The organism is Luteimonas dalianensis (genome assembly GCF_049339425.1).
GTDB classification, from domain to species: Bacteria; Pseudomonadota; Gammaproteobacteria; order Xanthomonadales; family Xanthomonadaceae; genus Luteimonas; species Luteimonas dalianensis.
In genome coordinates this window covers 39,026-61,979 of the sequence record NZ_JBMPPO010000003.1, presented here as the reverse complement: position 1 = coordinate 61,979, position 22,954 = coordinate 39,026, and the positions used below count along the sequence as shown (strand labels likewise).

21 protein-coding genes are annotated in these 22,954 nt (G+C 63.2%); 16 read left to right on the top strand and 5 right to left on the bottom strand.

Annotated elements, in window-relative coordinates; translation table 11 throughout:
* Window positions 1-206 precede the first annotated feature (206 nt).
* The 4 genes from ACOZ90_RS04690 (at window position 207) to ACOZ90_RS04675 (ending at window position 2,000) form a co-directional block, all read left to right on the top strand.
* Window positions 207-452 (top strand): PulJ/GspJ family protein, encoded by a 246-nt coding sequence (locus ACOZ90_RS04690; protein ID WP_422892485.1) that lies wholly within the window; start codon window positions 207-209, stop codon window positions 450-452.
* A gap of 68 nt (window positions 453-520) precedes the next feature.
* A complete protein-coding gene (locus tag ACOZ90_RS04685) occupies window positions 521-1,075 on the top strand; it encodes a type 4 pilus major pilin (protein WP_422892484.1) in 555 nt (184 codons plus the stop codon).
* A 144-nt stretch (window positions 1,076-1,219) separates the two neighbouring features.
* Window positions 1,220-1,447: a hypothetical protein gene (locus tag ACOZ90_RS04680; protein ID WP_422892483.1), complete on the top strand. Its 228-nt coding sequence runs from the start codon at window positions 1,220-1,222 to the stop codon at window positions 1,445-1,447.
* A 1-nt stretch (window position 1,448) separates the two neighbouring features.
* Window positions 1,449-2,000 (top strand): hypothetical protein, encoded by a 552-nt coding sequence (locus tag ACOZ90_RS04675; protein WP_422892482.1) that lies wholly within the window; start codon window positions 1,449-1,451, stop codon window positions 1,998-2,000.
* 9 nt (window positions 2,001-2,009) lie between these two features.
* On the opposite strand, the gene ACOZ90_RS04670 is transcribed toward ACOZ90_RS04675, so the two are convergent.
* Complete coding sequence (locus tag ACOZ90_RS04670; RefSeq protein ID WP_422892481.1) at window positions 2,010-3,161, bottom strand: HNH endonuclease; 1,152 nt, start codon at window positions 3,159-3,161, stop codon at window positions 2,010-2,012.
* A gap of 707 nt (window positions 3,162-3,868) precedes the next feature.
* Here ACOZ90_RS04670 and ACOZ90_RS04665 point away from each other — a divergent pair.
* The 10 genes from ACOZ90_RS04665 to ACOZ90_RS04620 all read left to right on the top strand — a co-directional run bounded on the left by ACOZ90_RS04665 (window position 3,869) and on the right by ACOZ90_RS04620 (window position 15,031).
* The gene (locus ACOZ90_RS04665) at window positions 3,869-4,267 is read left to right on the top strand and encodes a hypothetical protein (RefSeq protein WP_422892480.1); all 399 of its coding nucleotides are present in this window, start codon (window positions 3,869-3,871) and stop codon (window positions 4,265-4,267) included.
* Window positions 4,268-4,302: 35 nt separating this feature from the next.
* On the top strand, window positions 4,303-4,950 hold the full coding sequence (locus ACOZ90_RS04660; RefSeq protein ID WP_422892479.1) for a hypothetical protein: 648 nt from the start codon (window positions 4,303-4,305) through the stop codon (window positions 4,948-4,950).
* A gap of 52 nt (window positions 4,951-5,002) precedes the next feature.
* On the top strand, window positions 5,003-6,307 hold the full coding sequence (locus ACOZ90_RS04655) for a hypothetical protein (protein ID WP_422892478.1): 1,305 nt from the start codon (window positions 5,003-5,005) through the stop codon (window positions 6,305-6,307).
* An 83-nt stretch (window positions 6,308-6,390) separates the two neighbouring features.
* Window positions 6,391-7,092: a hypothetical protein gene (locus tag ACOZ90_RS04650; RefSeq protein ID WP_422892477.1), complete on the top strand. Its 702-nt coding sequence runs from the start codon at window positions 6,391-6,393 to the stop codon at window positions 7,090-7,092.
* Window positions 7,089-9,998, top strand: a complete 2,910-nt coding sequence (locus tag ACOZ90_RS04645; RefSeq protein WP_422892476.1) for a TraM recognition domain-containing protein — start codon at window positions 7,089-7,091, stop codon at window positions 9,996-9,998. Before ACOZ90_RS04650 ends, ACOZ90_RS04645 begins: the two co-directional genes overlap by 4 nt.
* 104 nt (window positions 9,999-10,102) lie before the next feature.
* Window positions 10,103-11,041: a hypothetical protein gene (locus tag ACOZ90_RS04640; protein ID WP_422892475.1), complete on the top strand. Its 939-nt coding sequence runs from the start codon at window positions 10,103-10,105 to the stop codon at window positions 11,039-11,041.
* A gap of 140 nt (window positions 11,042-11,181) precedes the next feature.
* The gene (locus ACOZ90_RS04635; RefSeq protein WP_422892474.1) at window positions 11,182-11,931 is read left to right on the top strand and encodes a murein L,D-transpeptidase catalytic domain family protein; all 750 of its coding nucleotides are present in this window, start codon (window positions 11,182-11,184) and stop codon (window positions 11,929-11,931) included.
* 4 nt (window positions 11,932-11,935) lie between these two features.
* Window positions 11,936-12,310, top strand: coding sequence for a hypothetical protein (locus ACOZ90_RS04630; protein ID WP_422892473.1), 375 nt, complete (start codon window positions 11,936-11,938; stop codon window positions 12,308-12,310).
* 35 nt (window positions 12,311-12,345) lie between these two features.
* Entirely contained in the window at window positions 12,346-13,200 is an 855-nt protein-coding gene (locus ACOZ90_RS04625) for an ankyrin repeat domain-containing protein (protein WP_422892472.1), read from the top strand.
* On the top strand, window positions 13,184-15,031 hold the full coding sequence (locus ACOZ90_RS04620; protein WP_422892471.1) for a type IV secretion system DNA-binding domain-containing protein: 1,848 nt from the start codon (window positions 13,184-13,186) through the stop codon (window positions 15,029-15,031). Before ACOZ90_RS04625 ends, ACOZ90_RS04620 begins: the two co-directional genes overlap by 17 nt.
* Here ACOZ90_RS04620 and ACOZ90_RS04615 read toward each other — a convergent pair.
* Entirely contained in the window at window positions 15,028-15,939 is a 912-nt protein-coding gene (locus ACOZ90_RS04615) for a hypothetical protein (protein ID WP_422892470.1), read from the bottom strand. The genes ACOZ90_RS04620 and ACOZ90_RS04615 overlap by 4 nt on opposite strands.
* A gap of 84 nt (window positions 15,940-16,023) precedes the next feature.
* Between ACOZ90_RS04615 and mobF the strand changes: the two genes are divergently transcribed.
* The gene (gene mobF, locus ACOZ90_RS04610) at window positions 16,024-18,828 is read left to right on the top strand and encodes a MobF family relaxase (protein WP_422892469.1); all 2,805 of its coding nucleotides are present in this window, start codon (window positions 16,024-16,026) and stop codon (window positions 18,826-18,828) included.
* 49 nt (window positions 18,829-18,877) lie between these two features.
* On the opposite strand, the gene ACOZ90_RS04605 is transcribed toward mobF, so the two are convergent.
* Window positions 18,878-19,549, bottom strand: a complete 672-nt coding sequence (locus ACOZ90_RS04605; protein WP_422892468.1) for a hypothetical protein — start codon at window positions 19,547-19,549, stop codon at window positions 18,878-18,880.
* Between the two features lie 223 nt (window positions 19,550-19,772).
* On the opposite strand from ACOZ90_RS04605, the gene ACOZ90_RS04600 reads away from it, so the two are divergent.
* The gene (locus tag ACOZ90_RS04600) at window positions 19,773-21,155 is read left to right on the top strand and encodes a PIN domain-containing protein (protein WP_422892467.1); all 1,383 of its coding nucleotides are present in this window, start codon (window positions 19,773-19,775) and stop codon (window positions 21,153-21,155) included.
* Here ACOZ90_RS04600 and ACOZ90_RS04595 read toward each other — a convergent pair.
* Window positions 21,152-21,592 carry a GIY-YIG nuclease family protein gene (locus ACOZ90_RS04595; RefSeq protein WP_422892466.1) on the bottom strand — a complete coding sequence of 147 codons (441 nt, stop codon included), beginning with the start codon at window positions 21,590-21,592 and terminating at the stop codon, window positions 21,152-21,154. The two genes, ACOZ90_RS04600 and ACOZ90_RS04595, sit on opposite strands and share 4 nt — an antisense overlap.
* Window positions 21,593-21,694: 102 nt before the next feature.
* Complete coding sequence (locus tag ACOZ90_RS04590; RefSeq protein WP_422892465.1) at window positions 21,695-22,711, bottom strand: COG3904 family protein; 1,017 nt, start codon at window positions 22,709-22,711, stop codon at window positions 21,695-21,697.
* Window positions 22,712-22,954 lie beyond the last annotated feature (243 nt).

The following is a 22,954-nucleotide window of genomic DNA, read 5'->3' as shown; positions in this document are numbered from 1 at the left end:
GAGAGGTCATTGCTCCAGCATTGCGGAAAATAGCAAAGCCGCAAGTGGGGTAAACCTTTTCGTCAAACAAACCATGAACAGATAAAGAAAGATCAAAAATATAAAGTCAGAACGCTTGACAAATGCTTCCTGTCGTCTTGAATGGGGTTAAGAGGTAAACCAATTCAACGCCTCCCATCCCATAACCCCCATCAGGAAGAAACCCCATGAACAAGCGAAACAAGCAAGCCGGATACACCCTCACCGAGATCATGCTGGGCCTGGCTGCGGCCACCGCCATTTCCGGTGGCATCTGGAGTTCGTTCGGCACGGCGACCACTCAGGCCGAGAATTACAAGGCCCAGGTCGAAATGAGCCAGAAGGCCAGCGAGTTCCAGGTCAGCCCGACCGATTGCTACTTGAACGTAGACGGCACCTTGCCCGAGCACTGCTGGCCCAAGCAGCCGCAGTAATGGCTCCGGGTTGACGCGCCCATGAACGCGTCTAGGTTGGGTAGGACCTCCCTACCCACCGCCCGACCATGTCCTTCCAACGTTTCCATTCCCGCGTTTCTGGCTTCCTCCTCGTGGAGGCAATGCTGGTCGCGGGCGTGGTCGTGGTGGGCTGCCTGGCCGCCCTGCTGCTCTACAACGCGGCCACCAATAAGGGCGGGGTCCATGAGACGGTCGCCCACACCCGACAGCTCATTTCCAACGTGGAGCGCGGGTGGGGTCTGGCGCAGTCATACCACGGGCTGACCGCCAGCGCTGCTCACGCCCAGGGCCTGATTCCTACGCAACTTATCCGAGATGGCAACGCCCACAGCCCGTGGGGTCCGATCGATCTGGAAGGCGTTCCGACCAACTATCAGAGCTTCCGCCTTCGGTTCCATGGCGTGCCCGACTGGGCCTGTCAGGACCTGGTGGTGGCGCTGATTCCGTCCATGACGCAGGTAAACATCAAACAACGCTCGGTCATTGCTGGGCGGCAGTGGGACGTGGGCCAGGTGGCCGGTGCGTGCGCGGAAGGCGGCACGGTGGAGTTCGATCGATGGCAGTCAGGCATGGGGCTCAAGGCCAGTTGGGAAGCTTGGTGATAACTCAATAAAGTATTAAGTCAAAAGTATTTGTGCTTTAGTCAGAAAACACCTATTGACAACGCATTCGGTTCGTATTGCATGGGGTTAAGAGGTAAACCATTGGTTATCTCGAATCCCTATATCCCCCACAGAGCCGTTGCCATGAATAGTCCCCTGTTTGACTTCGATAACCCCGCCCGGCGTGAGTCCATCCGCCGCCAGCCCAAGGCCGACCCCCAGGCTGTTCATGCCTACTACGGCCAGCTGCTGGGAATGAACTCCGTCGCTCCGGCCGTGGTTCGCGCATACGAGAAGAATCGCCGTCAGGAACGACTGGCCGAGCGCGCTCGAAAGGACCGCCTGCGTCGCATGAACCGGGAGGACTACTGATATGTCCGCTGCCTCCCTGATTGCCGCCATCCAAACCACCGACCCGGCCGTGCTTCGCGCCGAAGTTGAGCGCCTGATGGCCAAGCACCGCGAGGCCAAGCGGCGCAGCCCGTCGAAGACCGTGCCCAATCCGCTGGATGAGACCATGGGCGCACTGGAGCTGACCGCGCTTCACGTGGCGGCCAAAGCCTATTCCGTCCATCGCGCCAACCCCACCCTGGCCCGCGCCTTCGATGAGATGGTTCAGATCCTCCTGGACGAGGGGGCGAACCCGGCCCTGGAGATCGGCGTGAAGCGTGAGCGTCGCTGGCTGATGGGTCGCTACGTGATGATGGAGGTGGCGCCGGGCCAGACCGTGGCCGAGGTATGCGAGCGGCACCTTCCGCCATCGCTGGCCTACCACTTTGAAACCTACGTCGGCGGACGCAACCAGAACATCGGCACCTTATGGGGCAGTAAGAACCGCGAGTGCCTGAGTGCAGCGATGAAGGAACACTGGCGTAAGCGCAAGGCCGAGGACAAGAAGGGCAGGCCTGAGTCCGCCACCGCCTGACGAAGGGGCTCAGCCTCGCCGAGTGTGCGGCCCAGGCAGCGCGAAGGTCTCCGGCAGGATTCGGGTCGAGCAAGCGTGGCCCCACCGCGGGCCCATCAGCACCTTCGTCCGCTCGCGCAGGTTGAAGTAGGCCTCGCCCTTGTCGACGACGTCCCTCAATAGGGGCTGATAGTCATCCAGCGAGACCGTCCGAGGATGCCGAGCTCGCTCCTCGTCGAACCGATTGAGCCTGGCCTTGGCCTCCTCCAGTTCGCGCCTTGCGCCGACAAGGCGCGCAGGAGCCGCCTCGATCTGCTTTCGAGTGCGCCATGCCACGGCCTGGGGATCTTCTGACAGCTCGCGTGGCTTTCCGGGAGCCGGAATGAGTCCGCCACCACGTGGGCGACGACGCCTCAGGTCTGCCAGGTTGTCGAAGTAGACGGGCCAGAAGTGCTGCCAGTCTGACGGGTCAGCGGCCACCGGTTCGAGGCTGGGGCCATCCATGCGCAAGGGCGACACCAGCGCATTGGCGTCGATGAGCTGCCACACCAGGTCAAGGAGGCGCGAGGTCGGAAGCGAGTAAACCGTGGCCGGGGATTCGCACTCCAGGACGGCCTCATGAGCCGACGAGGCGAGAAGTCGGACGAGGCCATAGTCCACCGGAGCGCCGCGGTTCACGACCCAGCCAAGGTAGGAGGTGTCGGCACCATGGAGGGCATACACGCGCACCCGAGGCATTGCCCAGCGCTGCCGAAGCGTGGCCACAAGACGATCCATTTCTACGCCGGCTCGGAGCGTGGTTAGGTGGTTGTCGGCGTGCTCAAGCGCCTTCAGTCGCAGCGCCTTCAGATCGGCGGCGTGGGGAAATTCGTTGAGCCTGGGCCACGACAGCAGGTCATGGGACTGCTTGGAGGCCGAGCAGTTGGGGCAGGCCAGGACCAGGTTCTCGCGGTTCGTCTTGCCTCCGTGTGCGTGGGGCACGAGCAGGTCAACGACGTGCGAACGGCGGGCCTTTGTGTCGATCGCCGTGCGGCAATAGATGCAGTGATCTGGGTTGAGGTGGGCCACGGTCTTGCGTCGAGACTTGCTCGGGGTTGCGCTGGACAAAGCGGCGTTGGCGTCGACGATTGCCTGGGCGACACGAGTTGCGGTGCTAGGCGATTGCGTCGGGTCATTACTCATCATGCCCTCCATACGGTTTGACTAAAACGGAAAGAGATCCCGGATGAGATGAGGCGTGATGGGGTGTCAGGAGCTTGGAAAAAGTCGAATGAAGATCCTGGCGAACGGTGACCAGCCTCAGCACTGGACGACCCCTAGACAGCGACCCGAGTTTTTCCAATCGCCCCCTAGCAGTCGATGGGCGAGGGCGTGGGTGGGCGGTTGTTCGGTGAAGGAGCTGGGGCGGGGCAATGAACATGGGGGCAAGGGATCGGGTGCGTCGGAGATTGGGGAGTGGGGTGTGGAGGGGTAAGTCTTCGTGTGCTTCAGGAATACCAGAGCGCGTCAGATGGGCAAGGCGAGAGCGTGGGCTGTGGCGTAGGGCGAGCGCGTGGGTGGAGCGATGAGCGGGAGCCTGGAGCGCTGCAACCCCCGTCCAGCTTTCCCCGGTCCTGGGTAGAGCGGTGACCTGGAGAAAGAGCACGGGGGTGGGCATACACATTACGCACTAAAGTGATTTCCCGATTGCCGGGGTGCATGCGTGTGCGTAATGCCTCAATCCCGCGCCGTTGCTGGCTTTCTGCCCTTTTCTCGGCGCCGGCGTTGGCCCCGGCGTCCGGAGCCATTAATTCGACCATATCCCGCATTCCATAAGGGGTTTACGGCACCGGCTTGCCTGTTTTGGATTTTCCTCTAGTTGTGGATTAAGCCACTTTTGAGGAAATCCAATGGAGCGTGTCGAAACCCGGCTCGAGCAGCGCGACTACCAGGCCTTGCTTGCGGCCATGGCGCAGTCCGGCGTGGGCATGGCGCCGTTCATCCGGCAGGCCGTCATCGAGAAGCTCGATCGCCAGCACTACCTCCAGGCCGTGAGCGTCCAGGTGGATGCGCTGGAGACGTGGGGCGCCCGATTGCTCCACGAGTTGACCCAGGCCCGCGCGAGCTTGGCGGACGACCACCGGCAGCACCAGGACGCGGTGCGAGCCGAGCTGGCCGAGAGCGCACGTCGGAATGAACAACTCATCCGCAGTTTCCTCGTCGCGCTTCAGCAATCACTAAACCAAGACCCCCCGTCCCCGACCTCCTCGGCGCCCGCGCCGTGGAGCCCCTTGCCGACCATCGGCTGATTCACCCCTCCCTCCCCACACAAGGAAACCAACCCATGAACATCAAGCACTCCCTCCTCATCACCTGTCTGACCCTGGCGGCGTCATCCCACGCCCACGCGTCAGTGAACTCGCCGGCACCACAGGCCGAGCCCACCACCGCCGAAGAAGCCCAGGCTCCCGCCAAGCGCACCGACCGTCGTCGGCTGTTCAGGGCAGGTGGCATCGGCTGCGCCACGGGCGCCATCGCCGGGCTGTTCACTGGAGACAAGAAGTCCGCCCTGCGCGGTTGCGCCATCGGTGCGGCCGTGGGTGGATTCGCCTCCTGGCAAGCCCAGCTGAAGGAAGCCCGCGAGGTCGAAGCGGCGGCGAAAGCTGCCGGCATGAAGGCAGAAGTCCACACCGAAGACGCCACCGATGAAGAGGGCAAGAGCGGGCCGAAGCTCCAGTCGCTGGTCATCGATTACGAGGCCTCGCGGATGCAGGCGATGGGCACTGACACCCAGGCCATGCTCGATCGCCTGGCGGGCCTGACCACCCGCGCCAAGAACGAACTGACCATCCGTTTCGAGGGCACCACCGCCTGCGCCGTGCCTCTGGCCGAGCTCAACCGCCGCGGCGCGCTGGAGCGCCACACCGTCATCGACGCGTGCGGGTCCGGGTCCCACCGCATCGTCATCAGCCCCATCCCCGACGTTCGCTGACCCACCCGGGCCGGCCTTCGGGTCGGCCCCTCTTTTGCTACCAGGAGGCCCCATGGATCCCAAGCTCATTCGACAACGCCAGAAAGAACGACTCGCCCGACAGCAAGCCGGCACAGCCACGCCTGCCCCAGCTGCCAGCGAAGAGCGGCTGGTGTCCGAGGAAACTCAAGAGGCGCTGAAGAGTGCGGGTCAGTGGGTGGGCAAGGGTGCGCGAGCGTTGGCCGAGAAGGCGGCCGAAAGAACCCGACAGGCCAAAGAAGCGGCCGCCCAGCGTCTGGCTCTGGTCCAACAGGCGAAGGAGCAAAAGACGACGGTGGACGACTCCCCCGAGTCCCAATCGGATCCTGCCGAGGCGGCCACTGCCGCCCCATCTCCGGAACAACCTGCGCCCGTCCCGGTCATCCAACCCCTGCCGGACCGGGTGGACGCCGGCACTGACTCGGACCCGATGGAAGGCACGAGCGCGGAGGTAGTTGGGGTGTCCAGCGCTCCAACGACGGAGAAGGAAGCGGTGGTAGTGGGTCCCGCGCCGGAGGTCGACGAAGCATCGGCGGCGCTCATGGAAGGCTTGGCAGGCGAGCAGGTGAGCGAGGCCCTAGTGGCAGTCGAGCCGGCTGATGAAGAGTCGACCGAACGACCTGAAATCAAACCCGCGGACATGGCCGAGCCGGGCCATGTGGTGGAGGACCCGACAACCCACACGGCCGCCCAGGATGCGAACGAGCTGGACCATGTAGTCGTCATTGTTCCGGAACCGCCACCCGTCCCCCGATCTCAAGGTTCGGCCCAGGCAGGATCGCTTAGCACCCCAGAAGCGGCGGACATGGATAGGCCAGTCATGGCGCAAGTGCGCTCGCGCGTGGGGTGGAAGGTGGGCGCAGGCCTGGCAGTGGCGGCGATCATCGCGGGCGCTGTCGTCTACTTTTTCCAAGCCGCTGGGGATTCTGAAGACGATGCGAGGCAGCCCGCGGCCGTCGTGGAGTCGGCCCCATACGCGGTCCCCGGCCCTGTCATTCAAGAGCCGGAGGAGGACGCCCAGTCGCCCGTCGAAGAGACACCGCCTGCCCCGGTCGTTGAAACGCCCGAGGTGGAGGTGGCGCAGCCTGTGACGCCGGCACAGGTAGCCGAGGACGTGGTTGAAGCGCCCGAGGTGGTGACTGAACCCGCACCCGAGCCAACCCCTGCGCGCGAAGCCAAGCCCGCCGCCGCGCCTCGGGCGCCGGCTCGTCCGGCGACACCCGCGTCCCCGAAGCGGGCCCCGGTTCCCGCAACTACTCCCGCCATCGACCAGCAGCGATTGCATGAAGCGCAGATGCAAAAAATGGACGAATGGGCGAAGGAAATGGGCCTGGACTGACTGATCAGCATGGCCTTTCCCTTGACCGTTTTTGATTCCCTGGTTGATTGGAGTGATACCCCATATCACTCCTCGGAGGCCCCATGACGTTCGTCAAAAAGCTCCTTCAAAAAATCAAAGCGCTGCCACGGCGAATGCTCGGTCTGCTGTTCCTCCAATACAACGACGGAAGCTCCCTGCGGTTCGGTTCGAAGTTCTCCATCCTCATGGGCAACATATTCCTGGGGCGCCCCGAGTCGCGCGGCCTGGATGTGCTGACCAGTGAGCAGCGTCAGCAGTATTACCGTCTCACGTCCGACCGAACCCTGCCTGTCGAGCCCGACGCGCTCCAGGAGTGGCAGCGGGAAGGAATCTTTGTCGCTCAGTTTCGCAACTTCGCCGGAGCCCAGACTGCGCTGACCGTAGCCATGGTCGGCATCGTCTTGTGTTTCGCAATGGTGGGTGGCAAAGGCCTGATGGTGGAAGGCGTCGACCAGGTCAAGGACGCCTACCACTGGACCACGGACACGGTGGTGGGGTGGTTCGATGACTCCACGCCCGAGGAACGCAAGGCCAAGGCCGAGGCACGCAAAAAAGAAGCGGAGACACAGAAGGCCAATAAGGAGCGGGAGGAGCTCCTCAAGAAGCTAGAGAAGGAAATAGCTGACGTTGCTGAAGACTGGCCCATGGATCGCTGTCAAACCCTGTTCGCAAACATGTTCAACCAGGCCTCTAACACGGAAGTGAGCCAGGCTGTCTACGCGCACTGCGATCGACTCATCAACCCATCGGAGGCCCAGCAATGAACACCGAATCTAACGCAACCGATATCCAAGCCAACGCGCTGGGCTGGACCGAATCCGCCAAGGAGAAGTGGCATCAGCTGCGCCAGCGCTTGGCGGAAAAGCAGGATCAGGCCAGCTCAGCCGCCTTCGATAAGGCGTGGGCGATGTTCGAGCTCATCACCGCCCGCACCGACGCCCCCGATCGCATTGCGCACCCCAAGCGCCTGCTGGCGAACGTGAGCGACGACGACGTGGCCGAGGTTCAGGCACTCGGGGCCGTTCGCAATGAAGAAGGCGAATGGGTGGTGCCCGATGGGCTGGACATGGGCAACTTCGAAGACTGGTGGCACGACGTGGCGGAGGATCTCCGGGACAAGACACCCCGCTACATGACCACCCGCCACGGCCGGGCCATCGAAGGCTACGTGCTTCCTGAGGATCGGGCCAAGGGTGAGGACAGCGAGGCCACCATCCTCATGTATGGGGCGCTGCCCATCATCGCGGCCCTTTCCTTCGTATTCGGAGGGACGGAAAACATTTGGGGCTGGTCAGCGCTGCTGTTGCTCGTGCCCTTCCTCGTCACCATTGCCCAGGGCGAAGGCGTGTGGGACGCAGCCAAGGCCTTCGGCATCACCGTGCTTGCACCTATCTTGATGGCGTCGGGCATGGGTCTGAACCAGGCAGTGGGGGCCACTGGAGGAGCGGGTGCGATGGCGCTTGAGATGGGCGGCATGTTCGGATCTGTCCTCATTGGAATGGTCCTGGCGTTCCTCGCGGCGTTGGCGTTCTCACTGTTCGACGATCGAAGCAGCGTGTTCGGTGGCGCCATGGCCAAGTTCAAGGAAATCTTGAAGTGGGGTGTGGTGCTGGGCGCGGCGTGGGGGCTCTCCGTCTCGCTGCTTCCCGGATTCTTGCAGCCGGCGTTCTACTTCGCCGTGGCCTGCCTGTATCCGATGTATTACATCCAGGGCAACCGCGTGGCACGCGCCACGAAGCTCAAGGCGCACGAGCAATTGGTCAACATTGCCACATCGGGTGCGCTGAGCTATGCCCACATTGAGACCCGCCAGAAGCAAGCCGCCCGGGCGGTGGAGGACACCTCACCGCTGTTTGAGATCGGCACCGCATTGGGCTGGCAGACCCGCAAGCAGTATGCGTTTGCGCCAGACAAGGGCAGCAAGATGGTCCTGTCTCTGATGGATCTGAGCATGCATACCTTCATCTACGGGTTCACCGGCCAGGGCAAGACGGAAAGCGCGCTGCGACCGTTGTTCAAGCAGTGGGTCGACCAGGAGTGCGGCGGGACCCTCGTGCTGGACGGCAAAGGGGACCTAGGGAACGACTTGGCTGGCTACATCGACATCATGATTGAGCCGGGCATGAGCTTTGCTCCCTTGTATGGCCTGTCTGCCCAGGACGTGAGCATGGCACTCAAGGCCCTTGGCGGAAACAACACCGACGAGAAGAGTCGCATCTGGGTGGACGGAGCCAACGACCTCATTGACCACATCACGACGGTTCATGAGGCGCTCAAGGACCACGAGAGGAACTATGGCGTGTATGCACGCCATGCGGGTCGGCTGCTGGAGCTGGAAATCGATCGCCTGATTCTCGAGCGGGTGCGCTTGGCCAAACTCGGCGAGGACACCACCCAGGCAGAGGCCAATCTTGCAGTTGCCGAGGAGAATCATCGCAGCTGGGTGGCCAAGTCCAACCAGGAGCGCGAATGGTTGTGGAACATCGAGACGCTGCAACGGATGGTTGACCTTGTGGAGCAGGTCCGTGAGGTCAACGGCCTGACGCTCCCCAGCGAAGAGCTCCTCCAGGCCGCCGACATGCTGGGCTATGCCGCTCAGGCAGAGCGCGCGGCCCACCATCCAGCCACCATCCACCCAGAGATCGGACGCGGACTTCAGCTCGACGATTCGCTGAACTTCCTGCTCAAGACCTGGCCGAAGATCCACGCGGACGCCCGTTCCAGCTTCCTGATGAACGTGCGTCAGCGTCTGGTGCCGTTCACCCGCGGGCCGAAGCTGGTCAACGAAGACGGTATTCACTGGAAGAAGCTGGAAGTGGGTGTGGACCTGGGGCAGGTGTTGTGGGGTGCTCGTGCCGCCCTGAACATTCCATCGATCATCCACGGTCGGGCAGGGGAGGTGGTGTCGGCATTCGCCAAGCAACGCATCTACTCTGGCATTGGCAAGCGCGCCGGTCGCGACTGGAAGGCCGAGGGCGAGGTGCCGGTGCTTCTCATGATCGACGAGGCGCAACTGGTCGTGGGGGATGACGAAAGAAACTTCCTGCCCATTGCCCGGTCTCTCGGAATGCCGGCGGTCATGGCCTCACAAGGCTACGAAAGCATCGAGGCCAAGTTCGGTTCGGAAGTCCAGGCCAAGATGTTCCTCAACACCTTCCGCAATCAGGTGTGCCAGAACGCGTCGCCGCAGACCGTCAAATACATGATGGAGCGTCTGGGAACGGCGCCGATGGTCACCTTCAAGCAGCACACGGTGGGCCTGGACATGGACGCGGCGGTGAGGAAGCTGGCGTGGGGCGTGAGCAACGACGTCCACCACCCTGACCGGGCGATCTTCAAGCGCATGGAGCGAGGCGGTGCTTTCCGGCTGGCGGTGTTCAAGCGCGGTTTCCAGAATGCAGGGGCGGGTTGGAGTTCGCGGACCGTCCATCGCATTGACGACGACTACGTCAACGACTTCATCGAGGTGCCGCAGGGCGGCACGCGCGAAGTCCAGCCGGTGTTCAAGGAAGAGGAATACTCGATGCTGCTGGCAACCCAAGGCCACGCCATCGTTTCCCTCCACCGCGCCGGCGCGCCTCGCGTGGACCTGGTGGAACTCAACCGGGTGGGCGCCAAGGCGCTTCGAAAGAAGGAGCCTGAGCAGGAGCTTGAGGAAGTCAGCGCATAAGAAGGCGATAGTGCGAGGGGCCGGTCATCCGGCCCCCTTGGTTACAGCCCTTGCCTGTTTTCGCCTTTGTGGGACCTTGGATTCATCCCCACTGGAGAACCACAATGGCGACAGAGAACAAGACCGACCCCCGTCATAAAGCCGCTGCTGCGAGCGTGGCGCCCAGTCCGGGTGGTCCTGCCGGCGCGGCCGAGACGGTCTCGGATAGGGAGGCCAACCGGGCGCTTGAGGACACTCAGGCACTCTACGAGCTGCGTCATGGCAAGCGAGGCTCCGATGACGAGATCCGCACATTCGAGGCAACGGAGGCGGCCAGTCGTGAGGCAGGCGACGCAGCCCCTGATCTGAACGAGAAAGCCCGCCTGGCTGAAGCGGATCAGAAGTTCAGGGAGGACATGGAGGCGAAGGCAAAGCTGGACCCAGACGCCCAGCGATGGGTCGACGCGGATCGACGTGCTCAGACCCAGGAACAGTCGATTGAGAGTCTGCAACGCGACGCCGACGGGCGCGGGCTAGCGTTCAATGACGCTGAGAAAGCGTTGACTCAGGCTCGGACCAACCGGGACGACTGGCTGGCCGAGAACGAACGACCCATGGCCTTCAACATCGCCGGCCGGCGCGCATGGGACGCCGAGAAGGGCGCCCACGACAAGGCGGTGAAGGAAGGGCGCGAGGCGTTGAAGGAGGCGGCCGAGCGGGCAGAGCCCGAAGCCATCGAACAGGCCCAGGAGCGCATCCGCGAGCAGCAGGCGGAACTGGGAAAGTCGATGGCCGAGCGCCAGGGCATCGCCAAGCTCCCCAGTGAGAAAGCGCAAGCCCAAGACGGGGAGGGCAACGCCCAGCAGGAGCAACCCACGCAGCAGCATCTGGAGCGGCTGGACGCACTGATGAACCGGCCGCTGTCCGAGCGTCGCACGGGTCAAGCTCAGGGTGGAGAAGACCAGCGATCCCAATCGGAAAGCCAGTCGGCAGCACCGTTGGGATTGACGGACGACGCCATGGGAGACCTGCGTCAGCGTCGCACGCAACGCCAAGGCATGTAGTCCAGAAGCAAGAACAGACAACCCCGCTCCGGCGGGGTTTTTTGCGTTCAGTGGGCTTGGCTTACTTCGTTCTTCTGCTTACCTGGATGTATAGGCATCGCGTATCGCCTGACCCATTACCCGCCATCCAGGAGAACCCCATGAAGCCAATGATTCGAGCCGCGATGCTCGCCCTCGTCATCGCATCAGTTCAAGCACAAGCTCACACGAACCCCGCTCCCGTAGGGCCATGGCAAAGCGCCGTGGCGTGGCAGGCAACCCCTTCCATTGTCCAGGACCTGCTCGAGCTTGCGCCTTCACTGGACGCGAGCGTGGCCACCCGTGCGCTTCAGGCCGCTGAGTGTGCTCTCGGCGACGGCCAACTGGTCGACCGGTTGTTGGTCGTGGACATGGGAATGCCTTCCACGGAAAAGCGGTTGTGGGCCTTCGATCTAACCGACATGAAGAAGCCCCGGCTGGTGCTGCATGACTATGTGTCGCATGGCGCGGGCTCCGATCCGCAAGCCACTGGCAAGGCGCAGCGCTTCTCCAACACCCCCAACTCGAACATGACGAGCCTGGGGCTGTATCGCGTAGCCGAAGCCTACACAGGCAAGCACGGAGGCTCCCGCCGTCTGGATGGCCTCACGCCTGGGTTTAACGACAAGGCCAGGGCTCGGGCGGTGGTGATGCATCCAGCTTCGTATGTCGGCAATGGCAGGGCTGGACGAAGCCACGGCTGCCCGGCCGTCAGCCCCCAAGCCATGGCTGCGCTGGAGCAGGTGGGGCTGACCGATGCGCTGTTGTGGATTGACGGCCCCGACGCCCAGCTTGCCCGCCAGGTTGCGTCGTGTGCGCCGGGCAACCAGAGCCAGTCGCTGGCCCAGGTCAACTCGAAGAAGGCGCGGTGACCCCATGGCCTACAACCGCGAAAAACGCGTGGCCCCGGTGCGCTCGCACCGCCTCATCACCAAGGTCGACGACAAGACCCATGACGCAGTGGAGGCCTTCGCCCTGGAGCAGGGGCTGACGATGTCGACCGTGCTCCATTGCATCCTGCGTGAGTGGACACGGGCGGGCGATCGAAAAGCCTTTGTCCCGGTGGAGCGAGGGGCCCCCGTGCGCTCCGTCAACCTCATTGGCCGGGTTGAGGCGGCCACCTATGACGCGTTGCGATTCTACGGCGCACGCCACCGATGCACCTTGTCCACCGCCACCTTTTCCATCCTCAGGGCGTGGGTCGAGAGCCAATCCCTGGCTGGGACGCCCGAGCCAATGCGCTGTCCGTGACTTGCGCATTTGCACGCGTCCATTAGAAGAATGGGATGGACACTCGAACTCAAGCCATCGATCACCTTGCGCAGGTCTTGCGCCCCTACCGTCTACACGACCTGACCGACGTGTGCGAGCGCTTCTACGCGGAGGCGGGCGATGCAATTCCGCAGCTCCACGAGGCCACACTGCTTCGGCGTGCGGCTGACCTGTCGCGTATGCCGGTGGAAGGCAACGACGGCACGGATCGCTTCCAATGGCGCATCCACCCTGACGAGCGCGGACTTCCTTACGTCCGCTTCGAACTGGAGCACGATGGGCTGCGGTACGAGTTTTCTGCCCTCAAGCCGTTCACCCCCGAGCGGATGGGCGAGAGCCTGGTCCAAGCACAGGGGCAGGGGACGACGGCCCTGGCCGAGGTCTTTCGCCAGCTGGACCCGGAGGACCGCGCCGACACCCTGCGCTACTTGTGCGAGGACGCCGACGAGGCCCATCGATGTCAGCTCGGGGCGGAGCGGCTGGCCAACGTGGTCACCGCCGACCGGCTGCTTCGAGATGCAGTGGAGACCAATCGTCCCGAGGCGGTGGCAGACGCCTTGGCCATTGGGGCGAACATCAACGCCGTCGACTACCGCGGCAATACGGTGCTCCATGATGCCGCGCGCATCGGAAACCTGGCGATGCTGCGCCCCCTGCTGGAAGCTCAAGCGTGGGTGGAGGAAGCCAACCAGGACGGGCATACGCCGCTCCACATCGCCGCCGCGCACGCCCACGCTCAGGTGTGCCTCGTGCTCATGGCCAACGGGGCGGACCCTCAGCGGGTGGACAATCTGGGACGCACTCCGGCGGATCTGACCGGCCCGTCAAGAGCCCGCCGCCAGGAGCGCGTCCATGAGCAAAGTCTATGACGCCTTCGGGCCGGTGCCCGCCACCATCCCGCCCAGCCGACCCGTGCGTTACTGGGACCGGGCGCTGCTGGCCGCTTGCGGCACCTTTGCGCTGACCTATCCGACGCTTCTTGCCCTGGCCTGGTCAATCCCAGGGGGGCAACTGGTGCGCTTTCCGATGGCACTGAAAGGCGGCGCGCTGGGACTGTTTCACGTCATGACCGCGGGCATTTCCTTTCGCGAGCCCGCCCGGGAGTTCTTCACCATTGCCGCCACCCATGACCAGACGCTGCCACGCATCGCCATCGTCTGCGGCCTGTCGCTACTGGCGGCGGGGTGGGTGTTGAAGCGCGGGCTCGTGCCCGTCAAGAACGAATGGCACACGAAGGGCCCGCGGCTGCTGGAGGGCAAGGAGGCCATCGAAGAAGCTCGACGTCGGAGCGTGCCGGTCAAGGAAAGGCAGGATGATCCGTATCACCTGGCACTCCATCCCGACCTCGTGCTGTCCAAGCGCCAGTGGAGTCGTCATGCCTGGATCTACGGGTCCGTGGGCGCCGGCAAGACCGTGATCCTCTTGCAGTTCATTGAGCAAATCATCGCCAGGAACGACAAGCTGTTCCTCTACGACGTGAAAGGGGACATGACCTCGAAGTTCAAGCGCCCCATCATCGTCTCTCCCTTCGATGCGCGCTCGTATGTGTGGGACATCGCCGCAGACATTCGAACCCCCTCGCAGGCCGCGGCCTTCGCCGCCAGCCTCATTCCCGACGTGGAGGGCAACGGAAAGTTCTGGTCGGTAGGCGCCCAGCAGCTGGTCACCGGCGCGCTGCGAGCCTTGCAGAACACTCGAGGCACGGACTGGGGCTTTCCCCACCTGGCGCATGCCGTGACCCAAGGCGCCACAGACATGCTGCCGATGATTCGGGAGCACTACGCCAAGGCCTCGCCCCTCATTGAAAACACCGAAAGCCAGACCACTGCCTCGCTTCTGGCCACCTTGGCCGGCTATACCCGCGTCATCGACGACCTGGCCCTGGCCTGGCCGAAAGTGGGCAAGCGGCGTTTCGCTATCACCGAGTGGATTGGCGACGACTACACCGGGCGCAAGCAAGTCATCGTCCAGTCCGGCCCCGACGCTCAGCTCACCCGAGCCTACATCGCAGCCATGCTCAACGTGGCGGTGCCCTCCATCATTTCCTCCCAGCTGACCGACAATGAACAAGGGCGCTTCCTCGGGTTTGTGCTCGACGAGCTGACGTCATTGGGGCACATCCAATTGGCCCCGCTCATCGACAAGGGCAGGAGCAAGGGCGTGGTGGTCGTGGCGGCCGTCCAGGATCTGGCGCAGGTGCGCAAGGTCTACGGGCCCGACGAAGCGCAATCACTGACGTCCATGGTCGGGATGCACATCATCTGCAAAGTTCAGATGGGCGAGACCCGCGACAACCTGGCCCAGCAGATGGGTCGGCACAAGGTGGCCTGGCGCACCCACGACGACAAGTCCACGCTTCATGAAGACAGCCGCCCGCTCATTTCAGGAAGCGAGCTCACCGATCGCCTGGGCTATCGCAAGCACCGGCGCATGGGGCCTGAAGGGTGGGGCATCCGCGCCATCGTACAGATGGGCGACGACCCCCTGCTGCTGGATTTCCCTGGCAAGTCGTATCCCGAGGTGCGGGACGGTCTTGACCCAGCGGCATGGACCAAGGGCCCCGCCGGCGGTTCGGCGGCGTCTCCGGCACCGTCTCCCACCCAGGCGCAGAAAGATCAGACGCGTCAGGTGCTGGGAATGAGCCACGAGGAGCTTCAAGCGGAAATGGCCAACCTCGACGGCCAAGGCCCGGCCCGCTAGCCGCGACCTGCCGCCACCCGCGCCAGCTCATCGGCTCGCTTGAATACGCGTTTGGTGCCAATGCGGCTGGGGCGCATGTCTTCCTGCTCGTAAGACCGGGCGATCGCTGCCTGGGCCCAGACACGCTTTCGGCCTGCCACGCCCGTCGAGGGTTCATCGATCCAGGCATCCACTCGGTTCAGGCGGCTGGGGTGGACCGCAAACACCCACGTGCAACCGTTGGCGCGGAAGGACACTGGATTGACGTCCGAGAAGTCCTCGAAGACCTGACGAAGCAAGACGCGCACGCCGGCCACGTAGGCATCGGAAGACCCCAACAACACCACTCGCTTCACCGAGTCGGGGAGGGAGGTCAGGTAGGTGGATGCGCAGCGCTTCAGGACCTCGCTGGCCCAAGGATCAGACGGCGCGACCTTCATGATGGCCCCGCTGGTTTTGTAGTCCCGCTCACCCGGCCCCCGCAGGCCCAGGCTACAGCGCGCCAGCGACGAATACCCCAGGCTTCGGTTCCACTGGGTCATCGTCGCGTCGATGGACTGTCCATGCCGACGAATGCCCAGCGTGTTGAGGATTCGCTCCAGCTTGTGGCGATGCGTGTCGAACGCGACTTGCTCGAACTCTTTCGATCTGGCGGCTGCCACTTGCCGGGCTCCCATCGAGAATCCCAGCACCAGCGTGTCGGGCTCACTGGCGCCCCAGTAGGCCGGCCAGTGCTCCAGCCGCCACCGCTCCTCGTGGTAGGTCGTGCTCTTCCCCTTGGCGTGGCACCCGCCGCATGGATGCGTGCCGTGGGTGTATCCGTGATGCATAAGGCTCCCTGTTCGTATTGCGAGCGAAAACCCTAGCGCGGTGAAGAACTTCCTACAAATAAACAACGCCGTCGCATGGATGAGCCATGGCGAACGCATCGTGGGCTTGCCTCAAATCCATTCCGATCAACACTGGAATGGGTCGATACCGCCGCTTCGACAACGGCGAACCGAGGCCCATCCATGATTTCAGTTTCAAGACTCAACGCCCGCGGGAACAACGCCAATGGCGAGAACGTGGTCGATTACCTGTTGGCCACCGAGTATTACTTCGACAAGGAAGGTGAGCGCCAGGACACCATGCGCTGGGGCGGCAAGCTGGCCGCCGACCCTCAGCTCAACCTTGCTGGCCAAGCCGTCACCAAAGAAGACATGCTGGCGCTGGCCGCAGGCTTCGCGCCCGATGGCACGCCGTTGTGCAAGAACGCCGGCGCCCTTCCCACGGAGAAGGTCAAGCTGGACCGGGCTGGCAAGCCCCGGTTGGACAAAGACGGAAGTCCCATAGTGGTGCTCGAAGGCGGACACCGAGTGGGGTTCGATTTCACGTTTTCGGCGCCGAAGCCATTCTCCATCGCCTTTGCCTTGGCCGAAGGCGCCGAGCGCGATGCCATCCTGGCGGCGCATCGAAGGGCTGTGGACGTGGGCATGGGCTACCTGGAGAGCAAGGTAGAGACGCGTCGGGGGGCTGCCGGGCGGGACGTGATTGCCACCGCCGGGCTCATCTATTCCCAACACGACCACATGGCCAACCGGGATCTTGAGCCAAACTTGCACGTGCATACGCTGGTTTATGGCGTAGCAAAGGGCGAGGACGGCCAGTGGGGCACATTTGACGCGCGGGAGTTGTATCGCCATCGCATGAGCGCCGATGCCGTCTACAAGAACGAACTGGCGGCGAACATGCGCGAGTTGGGATACGCCATCGAGACGACTCGGGTGCTCAACGAGGAGGGCAAGGACACGGGGCAGGTGGAATGGAAGCTGGCAGGACTGTCCGACGAGATTTGTGATCGCTTCTCATCACGACGCCAGGCGATCCTTGCCTACCAGGCCGAGCACGACGTGGACGCACAGACCGCGTGCTTGGCCACGCGACGGCACAAGGATGAACCGGCCTACGCCGAGCTGGTCGCTATGTGGAAGCAGACCATCGACGACATGGGAGACCTGCCCAGCATTGAGCAGCTCAAGGATGCCGATGAGAAGCTGATGGAGCCCGGCACGACAGCCGACGTGCTGGAAAAACTCCACGCCTCCGAAGCCTACTTTTCCGACCATCACCTGATTGACGTCCTGGGCAACGAATACGCAGGGCAACTCCGGTTCGACGAGCTCCTGGCCAAAGTCGAGGCCTTCAAGCATGAGCAGGGACTGGTGCGAGTGGAAGCCGAGAGACTTCATGCCGACGATCAGGGCCGCAGCCTCTCCCGGCGTCACACCGAAGACCGCTATGCCGCGTCCTGGATGGTCGACTGGGAGCGCGAGGTGGTCCACCGCGTGGCGTCTCGGGTCGGCGAGGATCATCAAAAGGTGGATGCGGACAGGGTCGAGCAGGCCATCCACGACTACGAGCAGCGCAAGGGTTTCCAGCTTTCCGATGAGCAACGCAAGGCCGTGGAGCACCTGACCATGGGAACCGGAGGCGTGGGCGTGCTCCAGGGCCTGGCGGGCACGGGCAAGACCACCGTGTCCGACTGCTACTCGGCTGCTTTCCAGGCTCAGGGCCGGACCATGCGGGGCGTGTGCGTGTCCAACGCCGCGGCCGAGAAGCTTGAGCAAGAGTCCGGCATGCCCTGTCAGTCGGTGGCATTGTTCCTGTCCCGTCTGGACCGGGAGAAGGACAAGCTCACCCGCCAAGACGTGATCGTGGTCGACGAGGCGGGCATGCTCGACACCAACCAGACGCGGCGCATCCTGGCTCACGCGCACCTGGCGGGGTGCAAGGTCATCGTCCAAGGAGACACCCAACAACTCCAACCCATTGGGGCGGGGTCGGGGATGTCGCTGGCGCGGGCCGCCGTGGGCTCGGCCAAGCTCACCGAGATTCGTCGACAAGCCCGAGTGGAGGATCGCGAGACCGCGGGCCTGTATTACCCCCGCGACGAGCAGGGTCAGGTCATGGACTTGTCCAGCGCCACCCCACGCTCCCAGTCGCAGATGCTTGAGCATGGCCGGGCCGTGCTGGGCGCCTTGGACCGGGCTGGGGCGATCGACGAGTTCACCACCAAGAACCAGGCCATGGAGGGCCTCGTTCACGACTACTTGGAGCACGCAGCGCCGGTCAACGACAAGCTGGTGCTGGCCCACGCACGGCACGAGGTGTCGGCATTGAACCTGGCCATCCGCGACGGCCTGAAGACCCGGGGGCTCATTTCGCCCCGTGAGTCCATCATCCAGGCCAAGGAGAATGGCAGGGCGCAGGATCTCCCGCTGAGCAACGGCGACCGGGTTCGCTTCACGTCCCGCATCAAAGAGCTGGGCGTGGTCAATGGCACGCGCGCCGTGGTGCTGGCCAACCGACCCAATGCCGAGGGCGGGGTGGATCTGAAGGTGCGCGTCCAGTCGGACAACCCCAAGCACGATGGCCGGGTGCTGACCTTCAACTCCAACGAGCACAGCCAGCTGGCCCACGATTACGCCAGCACCGTCCACAAAGCACAGGGACAGGGGAAGAAGGAGGTGTTTCACCTCGCCAACCTTTCGATGATGGACAACCAGAGCACGCTCGTGGCGTTCACCCGCCTGACCGGTGGCAACTACCGCCTGTATGCGACCGAAGAAGAGGCCGAGCGACTGGCGGAGCGGTTTGGCATGGACCGGTTGAAGGGCAACGCCCTGGAGGCGGGGTTGAAGGACCAGGCCCACGCGTTGACCGGGAATGACACGGCCTGGTTCGAAAGCCAGGCGCAGCAATTCGCCGCGAAGCTGCGCGCCCGGCAAGGTCAATCCACCCGGCCGCGGCGGCTGGAGCACAAGGCATCGCTGTAGCGCCAACGAGGGGCCCGGGAGCGCCGTTTGGCGCCCCCGGGCGTCTCAGCTACTCGTCTCCAAACCCGGTGAAGTGATCGATGATGAGTTCGTCGAACTCGCCGGGGCGGAACTCAAGCGCTACGTCGCCCAACTCGTAGTTGACGGAGTCGCGGGCACGGAAGCGAGCTTCCAGATTGAAGCTCCCCTCCGTGCCTTGGGCATCCACATACTCTCCAGACGCTTCGATACGGCAGCCGTCGGCGTGGAAGTCCACCGCGGCGTATTCCACCCTGACGGGGCCGGAGTTGGCAGCCCAGGCTGAAACCGCTGCCCCTGACTCCACGGCGTCGACAAGCCCTGCCATGCGCGGGTTGGCGAGCACGCACCGCCGTACGAAGGCGTGGACGGCGCGGGTCTCCCGCCCACTGGGGAACATCAAGTCGGCCGTGCTGGCTTGGTCGAGGATATGGCGAATCCGGCGCACGACCAGCGGACCATCGAGATCGGCACCCAAGGAGCGGCATCGCTCCAAGGCGAGCTCGGGCTGGGTGTGGACGACCATGGCGGCTGCCGGGCTACCTGCATTGAGGACCGCACTCTGGCTGAAAGCCGCATTGGATTGGAAGCCGAAGAGGGCGGCCAAGATCTCGTGAACCTGGCTGCTTCCCAACGGCTGATTCTTCGACGCAAGGTCATGCTTCGCCCAGTGGGCGACGCGCTTGAGGACGGGGGCTTTCATGGGACTGCTCCAATCACCGAAAGGCAACTGAGCGCTTACTGCCTTCCGGGCCGCAGGCCATGAAGAAGAAGGAATAGCAATGGGTGGAGCAGCCGGGTTTGAGTCGCTCAGAGCTCGGGCGGGCGCCGAGCTGTCAGTGTAGACGGAGGCGGGTCAGGGCTTCAAGCGGTCCACGGCCCGTCCCCAGCGTTGCCGTCCGGCTGGGCAATGGACAAGATGGGGCATGGTCCAGAGATATGTCCCCGATACCAACTTCTTCCTCCATGCCAAAGCAGCCGCAGAGCTGCCATGGGCGGAACTGACGGATGCCGCACGCATTGAGCTGATCGTTCTTCATCCTGTCTTGGCAGAGCTAGAGAGTCACAAATCCAAAGGCAACAGCCGGGCGGCCCGACGGTCGAGGGCGACGCTGACGAAAATCGACCGTTTGATCGACGACGACGCCGACGAGGTGGTGGAGCGAAACGATAACCCTCGCGTCGTGTTTCGCTTGGCGCCCCCGCTGGACGTGAAGCGCAAGAAGCCGGACCTACTGGACCTGGACACGCCAGATGGGCGCATCGTCGAGCAAGCGCTTGCGGTGAGGGAGCTGCTGGGCGGTGAGCTGACCTTCCTCACGCAAGACAGGGTTCCGCGGATCACCGCACGTGCGGTAGGTCTGCCTGCCCAAAAAGTCCCAGATAGCTGGCTACGACCGCCAGAGCTTGACGATAGAGACAAGAAGATTGCCCAGCTTGAAGCGGAGGTGAGAGAGCTATCGAGTCGCGAGCCACGAATCGAACTGGAGCTAAGAGCCGGGGAGGAAGCGATCGAGCAAGTGGCAGGTTCACTGGTCCGCTATCGCACCCTGCCGGAACCCTTTTTGAACCGCGCCATGGCGGCGATTGACCACCGTTATCCGCCAGAAACCGGCCATGTCATGGGCTCGATCATGGTCACGCACGAGGTCGATCTCAAGCAGTATCAGATCAAACGCGATCGGTGGTGGGAGCAGATTCGCAACGACTTGGAGCGGCATGGGGCATTCCTGACATTTCAAGACGGCTTGCTCCCGGTGACCTTGACCGTGGCAAACACCGGCACGGCGCCTGCAGACGGATTTCAGGTGGACGTTTGGATCGAAGGAAACATGAAGCTCGTGGATGTTCGCAAGCATCAGGAATACTTCTCTCAATCACGACTTTCGTTGCCTAAGCCTCCTGCGTTAGAGCATACCTTTGGCATCGGGATTGCAGGGCGTTCGCTGGCCATTGACGCTCAAGACTATATGTCACGAATGTATAACCCCCTTCAACACATCCGGCCCGTTCGGGACGTGGACGGGTTCTATATCGACTACGACGACGATGAGCTCGTTGCGAGCGGTCTGAAGGGTAGCTGCGCTGAGTTTCGCCATCAGCTTGGAGGGTTCGAGATTCCACTGCTTCTCACCCTGCCGTGGGACACGGATGAGAAGCCGCGTGGCTGCTTGAAAGTGCGCTACTCGGCAAACAATATGCCGAAGCCCATCGAGCAAGTGATTCCAATCAAGCTGGAACTGGAATGGCGAGACGCCGAAGACTCGGCGCGAAAAATGCTCATGGATAGCCTGGGTGTCAACGTCTAGAGCGAGATCAAGGCAACGAGCCCAATCAAGACCACGCCCAGCCACCACGCCCACGCCCACGATCGAGCTCGCTTCAACGGCCATCGCCGGCCCCGGATGAGGCGGCGTGAGTCAGGCGTCAGCAGTGCGCCATGGCGACGGATGAGGATGCCGGGGGGCTTGGCATACACGCCGTGCCCCGCGCGGTGCGCAATCGCCCGCCAAGCCACCTCGTGGTCGCTGGCCTGGGCCTGGGTGGCCTGGATGGTTTCCAGGTGGAGGAGGGTGAAGTCCCCATGCCAGCCGCCCTGCCGGGAACGGTGCTGGCGCTCGCGCTGCTTCAGGTCGACGGTCTGTCCGACGTAGACATGGCCGTTGGCGAAGTGGAGGGCATACAGGTGCCGGGGGCGGATGAAATACTTTTCCGCCCGGCCGTAGGCGTGTGATTCTGCTGCCATGTGACTTTCCTCAGATGGGTAACCATCCAGGAAAGCGAAAAGTCGAAAACGCTCAAGGTCTCAGTCTTGCTCGTTGCTGGCGAGCCAGGAAGCAGGTCGGAATCACAGCCCATCCGGGAACACATGTGAGTCGTTATGACAGCGGCGCTGAATCCAGGTAGCCACCTTGGCGTCGCACAACCCGGTGTCGTGCCCCGCAATCCGGGTCATCTCATGCGGCGCGGAATCCCACATGTTCAACAGCACCAATCGATGGTCCACGCCCATGCGAACGAGATATCGGGTAATGCCGCCATAGACCGGGTCATCGAGCGCGACGGCGGACCCGTCGCCTCGGGCTACCTGGTGGAATCCCAACTCCGGGTAGGGCGACCAGATCTCTCGGTTGTTTCCAGCCATGAACACCAGCGGGCAGGCGGAGAAGCAGCCACTCCACAAGACAGTATCGTAGCCGTGAAGACGGATGTATTCTCCAGCGCGCATGGCTTCCATGACTAAGCCGCCACCGCTGCCCAAGCTCACCGTCTTGACCGTGGGGTTGGCTTGAAGGGCGGATATGACCTTGTCTGCGAACCCTGCCTCAATGTCCCCCAAGACCATGAGGACCCGGCCCTCGTTCATGATCTTGTAGAACGAGGCCGTTCCAGTTTGCTCCAGTCGGGCTGTCTCCGGAATGCCGTGCTTCCCAGGACAGTCGAGATTCCATTCCAGCACAAGTTCATCCCGGTCCTGGCCGAGATGCCCCTCGATCACGCCAGCGAAATTCAGGTGGGTCAACGCAAGAACGCGCACTTCATGAGCGTTTTCGTTTGTCCGAGTGTGGAGATCGGGGTTTCCGTCGTCGTCTAGGTGGGCGACAAGCCCTTCCATGCCCAGCAACACCCCCTTGGCGAAACACCGGGCTTCGGGCACGCCGACCTCGTTATACATGGTCCCGATATGCCGCCAGTCATCAATGGTGTCGGCGAACGATTGGAGCGGCACGGCCAACTCCTCGCGTCGGGCACTGACAGCCAGCAGTCGACCTTCTGCCGCCTTCCAAGCCGCTTGCGCCGGGTCCTCGACAGACGTCTCTTCCCCTTCGAAAGTATTGGGTTCGGGCGGTGACTCGACAGGCATTTCAACCGCGTCAGCTTCGACTTGAGCGTCGGGTTCGAGCGGGGGAGTCGGGGCTTGAGGTTGACTGGCTTCGCAGCTGGCTAGAAGCCCGACTAGGGCCAACAGCAGAATAGTTGAGCGCACGGCATTTCCCCCTGTTGCGCGGTCATTCTAGCCGCTGCAACAGCAAAGACCCCATGCGGGGCCCTTGCCGAGATACGAATCACCTCCTTTTCGCCAGCGACCCGAGGGCCGGGATTCCGG

Excerpts from the sequence above, each read along its gene's own strand:
- ACOZ90_RS04690 (WP_422892485.1), top strand. The coding sequence starts at position 207 with ATGAACAAGCGAAACAAGCAAGCCGGATACACCCTCACCGAGATCATG.
- ACOZ90_RS04685 (WP_422892484.1), top strand. The coding sequence starts at position 521 with ATGTCCTTCCAACGTTTCCATTCCCGCGTTTCTGGCTTCCTCCTCGTG.
- ACOZ90_RS04680 (WP_422892483.1), top strand. The coding sequence starts at position 1,220 with ATGAATAGTCCCCTGTTTGACTTCGATAACCCCGCCCGGCGTGAGTCC.
- ACOZ90_RS04675 (WP_422892482.1), top strand. The coding sequence starts at position 1,449 with ATGTCCGCTGCCTCCCTGATTGCCGCCATCCAAACCACCGACCCGGCC.
- ACOZ90_RS04670 (WP_422892481.1), bottom strand. The coding sequence starts at position 3,161 with ATGAGTAATGACCCGACGCAATCGCCTAGCACCGCAACTCGTGTCGCC.
- ACOZ90_RS04665 (WP_422892480.1), top strand. The coding sequence starts at position 3,869 with ATGGAGCGTGTCGAAACCCGGCTCGAGCAGCGCGACTACCAGGCCTTG.
- ACOZ90_RS04660 (WP_422892479.1), top strand. The coding sequence starts at position 4,303 with ATGAACATCAAGCACTCCCTCCTCATCACCTGTCTGACCCTGGCGGCG.
- ACOZ90_RS04655 (WP_422892478.1), top strand. The coding sequence starts at position 5,003 with ATGGATCCCAAGCTCATTCGACAACGCCAGAAAGAACGACTCGCCCGA.
- ACOZ90_RS04650 (WP_422892477.1), top strand. The coding sequence starts at position 6,391 with ATGACGTTCGTCAAAAAGCTCCTTCAAAAAATCAAAGCGCTGCCACGG.
- ACOZ90_RS04645 (WP_422892476.1), top strand. The coding sequence starts at position 7,089 with ATGAACACCGAATCTAACGCAACCGATATCCAAGCCAACGCGCTGGGC.
- ACOZ90_RS04640 (WP_422892475.1), top strand. The coding sequence starts at position 10,103 with ATGGCGACAGAGAACAAGACCGACCCCCGTCATAAAGCCGCTGCTGCG.
- ACOZ90_RS04635 (WP_422892474.1), top strand. The coding sequence starts at position 11,182 with ATGAAGCCAATGATTCGAGCCGCGATGCTCGCCCTCGTCATCGCATCA.
- ACOZ90_RS04630 (WP_422892473.1), top strand. The coding sequence starts at position 11,936 with ATGGCCTACAACCGCGAAAAACGCGTGGCCCCGGTGCGCTCGCACCGC.
- ACOZ90_RS04625 (WP_422892472.1), top strand. The coding sequence starts at position 12,346 with ATGGACACTCGAACTCAAGCCATCGATCACCTTGCGCAGGTCTTGCGC.
- ACOZ90_RS04620 (WP_422892471.1), top strand. The coding sequence starts at position 13,184 with ATGAGCAAAGTCTATGACGCCTTCGGGCCGGTGCCCGCCACCATCCCG.
- ACOZ90_RS04615 (WP_422892470.1), bottom strand. The coding sequence starts at position 15,939 with ATGCGTTCGCCATGGCTCATCCATGCGACGGCGTTGTTTATTTGTAGG.
- mobF (WP_422892469.1), top strand. The coding sequence starts at position 16,024 with ATGATTTCAGTTTCAAGACTCAACGCCCGCGGGAACAACGCCAATGGC.
- ACOZ90_RS04605 (WP_422892468.1), bottom strand. The coding sequence starts at position 19,549 with ATGAAAGCCCCCGTCCTCAAGCGCGTCGCCCACTGGGCGAAGCATGAC.
- ACOZ90_RS04600 (WP_422892467.1), top strand. The coding sequence starts at position 19,773 with ATGGTCCAGAGATATGTCCCCGATACCAACTTCTTCCTCCATGCCAAA.
- ACOZ90_RS04595 (WP_422892466.1), bottom strand. The coding sequence starts at position 21,592 with ATGGCAGCAGAATCACACGCCTACGGCCGGGCGGAAAAGTATTTCATC.
- ACOZ90_RS04590 (WP_422892465.1), bottom strand. The coding sequence starts at position 22,711 with ATGCCTGTCGAGTCACCGCCCGAACCCAATACTTTCGAAGGGGAAGAG.